Here is a 4,236-nt window from a genome sequence, read left to right on the forward strand (position 1 = left end):
CTTGGAGAACTTTGCCTCACTCGCGGTGTAACCACACACGGGGCACACGTAGTAGGTCGCTTCCTTCGTCCCCTTCAACTGATCGAGATTGGCGAGGGCGGCTTCATACAACCTTGCATGTTCCGATTCGGCAGTCTTGGCTAGATTCAAGGTTCTTACTGCATGCGAGTTGCGATCCGCCCTCGCTTGTTTGAGGAAATCGGGATACATTGTGTCGCGTTCGTACGTCTCGCCCTTGATGGCGGCTTCGAGATTCTCGCGGGTTGATTTCACTGCCGGGGCTTCTATGTTCGCCTGGGGCAAAACGCCGAGTTCCTCGATTACGGCAGCATGATTCATCGCGTGAATCTTTTCGGCTCGCGCTGCAGCACGAAACAGGCTGGCAACCTCCCCATAGCCCTCGCTTTGTGCCTGTTTGGCGAAGGCCAGATAACGTGCGTTTGCGTTGCTCTCTCCGTTGAAGGCGGTCTGCAAATTCTCTAGTGTTGTGGCAGAGGCTGCTCCGGTGGCCAAAGCAAGAGTCAAAGCTGCTGCAGACGAAAACTTCGAGGCGGCTAGTGCAATCCTTTGAATCCTCGACATTCGATCTCCTTTTCCGCGCGGGTCCATTCGTGCGTTCTCTCTCTGATCCTCAGCACGTGAAACGCCAACCCGGAGCCAGGGATTACTTGTCGATTGCCACAAATCCGTCGATCTTCAGGACTAATCTACCCATTCAGGTACGAGCATTTTGACGTTTGTGTCCAAAACTTCTGACGCAACGAGCTAGGCCCACTCCGCCGAGGGCAGCGTCCGGATCGTGTGCGCCGATGGATTCGGATGGGCGGTGGTTGAATATTAGGACCTTTGAGCGATTGAGATTTTGACGAACGGTAGCGAATTTTGTACAAACCCGTCTGGCTGCGGCGAGTTTGGAAAGACGAACTTCGAAAGGGAAGGACTTAGGAACTCGAAATAAGTGGTCTCGAACGTGCATACATGCGCCGCGATGGAGTTTTCGGGTCAGGGCATCGTGAGGCTTCGCGCGGGCAAGTGGTGGTTCTTTGCGGACCGGAGTTCTCGTAGACCCAGTACCCGACTCCGCCAAGAGGAAGCCATAACTATGCTAGCTGCCAGATCTGCAGAAGTTGCTCCTAAGCCGACGATCCGTACCGTCTCAGCCAAGACGCTCCGGCAGTGGTGTGCGCCTGAAGTAATTCTGGTGATTACCAACCTCGCGGACGAAACGGTGATCCTGCCACATGCCATCAAGCAGGCAAGGCAGAGCCACGCAAAGATCGTTCTCGCGCATGTGGTATCGCCCCAGAAAGCTGTTTCGATGAGCTATAGGCCCCTTCCGCGGCCAACGTCAAGGCTTCAGGAGGCTCGATCAATCGTTGATCGCATGGCGCGGCAGCTTCGATGGCTTGGATTCATCTGTGAACCATTGGTTGTGACCGGTCATCCTCACTCGGAGATTCCGCTGATAGCGAGAAATTGCTGCGTCGACAGAGTGATCGTTTCCCTCGATAACAACTCCGATCTTGCGCGGGATCGTATGCTTGCTCATCCAGAGCAGCTTTTGCAGAATCTGGATATCCCTACTTGCGTCATCGGCAGACATGTGTACATCGCCTCGCCGAGCGGCCTGTTGACAAGAAACGTCACACTTGCAGTTTCGTTGGACTCGGACTGCGAGCTCCCTTTGGGATTTGCGTGCAGGTTCGCCCAGGAACTCCGAGCTAAGCTGACGATTCTTCATGTAATTAGTCGCGCGAGGTGCAGTCTTGATCCTGCTGCTCGCACGCCGATGGCGATAGCCTCCAGGCTTCCGAACCCAACGTGGCGGGAAGCTGAACTGTTCTGTCCGACTGAAATCAGCATTCGCGAAGGTGAAACAGCTGAAGAGATCCTCAAGCACGGCGCCTCAACCAATCAAGACCTCATGATCCTCTGCTCCACAGGAGCTTCGCCCTCCGGTCCGGAATGGAGAACCGGCGTGAGCAGCAAAGTGCTGGAGGGAGCACAATGTCCGATATTTGTGCTGCAAAAGCAGCCTTGCAGCGCCGGCAACCACGATGTCAACTTTCGGGTTCCAGAGAAGGCTACAGCGCACGGCAAGATCGTCGAAGGCGCTGTTCGAAAGGAGGAAGTTGTGTAGCCCTCCCCCACTCAACGAAGTAGAGACAAACAGCAAGCACAACTGCAAATCGTGCGGAAAGGATGTTCTATGAAGGCCGTTGTGACTCATACAAGCACAAGGCTTATTCTCCCGCCATTTTTGATCGCATTGATGTGTCTCGGGCATTTGCGCAGGCTAATTCGACTCACCGGAATTATTACTGACCAGTCAGGCGCCGTTATCCCCGGAGCCACTAGCTGATTTTTTGAGCCAGCAGCGGGGACGTGGCTACTTCCCCCCCCTTCTTGCCACGCCCCTGCTGTTTACCAATTTTCCATCGAATTTCAAATCCAGTGGACAGTCGGTCGCGCGGAAGAGTGGAATGGACGAGCTTGATTCAAATCACAAGAGCCCTGGGATAATTCCTCGCTGGTTTGAAACAAATCCACCGTCGGAAGTGGAGCGAAGAGACTATGCAAGTACTAAACTCCTTGAAAAGAACTCAAATCGCGATCGGTTGTCAAAGAGCTTGAACGCGCTGTGGCAACTTGCGAACAGAGCCGCTGGGCGCGGGCCGTGACTTCTCAGGTGGCAACACGACGTTCAGAACGCTGAGTGCTACAGCTGTCAGCGGAGCCGCTAGCGCCACACCGAATGCACCCGCGATTGAACCGAGCAGGAGCTGTACGGTCAACGTTAGCGATGGTGGAAGCTTTACAATTCCACGGTCCACCAAAGGAGAAACAAGATTTCCTTCGAGAAAGTGTGCCAGACAGAATAGCAAGATCGTGAAGATTCCCTTCGCTGGGCTGATGGCAAAAGCGAGTAAGGCGGCGGGAACTACAGATAGAATTGGGCCAATATTGGGAACGAATGTCAGCAGGGCTGCGATGACGCCCAGCGTGCCCGCCAGCGGTACGCCCATCACGAACAGCCCACAGGAAATCAACGCACCAATCGCGGTCATTGATAACAATCTCGCCAGGAGCCAGGCTCGGACTGTCTTCGTCACCGAGATCAGGCAATCTTCAAAGATCGACCGATACGTTTCTGGCACAATCCGGCGGACTCCGCGCAAATAAAGATCCGGCTCCGCACCGAAGTATAGGCTTGAGACGGTGATAAGAAACATCGCTGCTATAGCGGCTCCGGTCAAATACATTGCGCCGCGAATGCCGGAAAATATGAATGAGGCTCCGCGCGCCAGTTGCTCAGAATCTTCAATTTGTGCCAGGAGCCAGCGACCCCAGGTTTCAGACTGGAGTCTGGAATGGATCTGGCGAACCGCGGAGGGAATATATGATTGCAGGTCACCGAGCTGTTGCAATAGAAGGGAACCGCGTGTCCAAGTCAACAGCGCAATCATCAAACCAATGATTGTAATCACGATTGCGAATGCGATGCCTCGGCGCATTGGTATGCAGGACCGGAGCCAATTGGTAAATGTGGACAGGATCAGCGCGCCGATGCAAGAAGCAAAAAGTAGAAGAAGGACGTAACGGGCAGTCCATGTTAACCAGAGAAGGAGGATAGAGACAACACTGATCAACACAACAAATACAGCGCGCTTTCTGAAATTATCCATGTTGAATCACTGCAGGTGCCTTATGCGTATCGTCGGGTCGAGGCAATTCTTTTCCAGCAATCTGCTCCGCTGAAGGGCCGGTAAAATCACTCAGCGGACCACTCGGCAAGATCATGCGCAGGGAGTTCAGGATCGCAGCCAGGTCAATGAATTCCTGGAGAATTGCACCCTCGATTGGAGCAAGGAGGCCAAAGAATCCGGCGCCCATGCCTACTGCGCTAAGCACCATGCCTCCAATCGCACTCGTGAGAGCAATGCGGCGCATTCGATTTCCGATGTGAATGAGTTCATCCACACTGGCCAGAGAGGACTGCAGGACCACGGCACCGGCCGCTTCGGATGTGACGTCGCTGTTGACCCCAAGTGCAATTCCAACGGTGGCGTTCATCATCGCCGGGGCGTCGTTGATGCCATCGCCGATATACAGCGTGTTTTCGTTCTTCGTCAGTTCCTTTACGAGTGCGAGCTTCTCTTCTGGGCTCTTTCCCCCGAAAACCTCAGAAATGTCCATCCCTTCGGCGAAATATTGCACCTCGGCAGGCCGATCTCC

The 4,236-nt window shown here is 54.2% G+C and carries 4 protein-coding genes; 1 reads left to right on the plus strand and 3 read right to left on the minus strand.

Going from position 1 to position 4,236, the window contains the following annotated elements:
• Positions 1-582 (minus strand): rubrerythrin family protein (locus WA354_RS08210; protein WP_472812518.1); only part of this gene is annotated, 582 nt, incomplete at its 3' end.
• Between the two features lie 520 nt (positions 583-1,102).
• Between WA354_RS08210 and WA354_RS08215 the strand changes: the two genes are divergently transcribed.
• The gene (locus WA354_RS08215; RefSeq protein ID WP_472812519.1) at positions 1,103-2,140 is read left to right on the plus strand and encodes a universal stress protein; all 1,038 of its coding nucleotides are present in this window, start codon (positions 1,103-1,105) and stop codon (positions 2,138-2,140) included.
• 481 nt (positions 2,141-2,621) lie between these two features.
• Here WA354_RS08215 and WA354_RS08220 read toward each other — a convergent pair whose 3' ends face one another.
• Positions 2,622-3,686, minus strand: a complete 1,065-nt coding sequence (locus tag WA354_RS08220) for an AI-2E family transporter (protein ID WP_472812520.1) — start codon at positions 3,684-3,686, stop codon at positions 2,622-2,624.
• The coding region (locus WA354_RS08225) for an HAD family hydrolase (protein WP_472812521.1) at positions 3,679-4,236 on the minus strand (558 nt) is incomplete at its 5' end. The genes WA354_RS08220 and WA354_RS08225, both read right to left, overlap by 8 nt.

Source organism: Occallatibacter sp. (genome assembly GCF_049802275.1).
Taxonomy (GTDB): Bacteria; Acidobacteriota; Terriglobia; order Terriglobales; family Acidobacteriaceae; genus Telmatobacter.